The following is a 646-nucleotide window of genomic DNA, read 5'->3' as shown; positions in this document are numbered from 1 at the left end:
TTGTGCCAGCGTTTCTTAATAAATTTGGTGGGTGGGTTATCAGGTAGCTTGCGACTCTCAGCTTTATTCATTGTTCGCAATACCTCAATGGCTTGCATTAAGCTGTTTGAGCTTGAGGTGGCTTGCAATGGCAGAATGTCTAGCATGGCGGGTGCATAACGGCGAATGGTTTGGTAACTGTCATTGATTCTTGGCAGAAAGTCAAAGTCATTGGGCTGAACGAGACTTTCGGCATCATCAACACTTTGGGTAAACGCTTCCCATGAAATGATGTTTTCAATCGCATCAAATGGGTCGATATTTTGTTGCTTCGCTTGGATTAAAGCTTTACCAATACGGGTATAAAGTTCAACTTTTTCATTGATGGATTTGCCAGATGCACTAAAAACTTGCTGATGTTTGTTTTTGGCTTTGTTAAAGATTTTACCAATGATACGGTCATGCAAATCAATAATTTCATCGATAATGGTGGCTTTGCTTTCACTAACCAAGGCAACTAGGGTGGCATACCGCCGTTTGGATTCAAATTTAGCAAGGTCAGCCGCTTGCATTTGACCACCTTCTCGGGCAATTTTTAGCAAGCGATTTTGGTGAATGCGGCGCTCAATACCGTCAGGTAAGTTTATATCGAGGCAGTATTGAAGCC

At 42.3% G+C, this 646-nt stretch carries 1 pseudogene; it reads right to left on the bottom strand.

The window, feature by feature from the left end:
* Positions 1 to 646, bottom strand: a pseudogene (locus M3175_RS25775) (Tn3 family transposase); the annotation flags it as partial.

This window comes from Robertmurraya korlensis, from assembly GCF_023715225.1.
Lineage (GTDB): Bacteria > Bacillota > Bacilli > Bacillales > Cytobacillaceae > Robertmurraya_A.
This window is presented reverse-complemented; position numbering and strand designations above follow the sequence as displayed.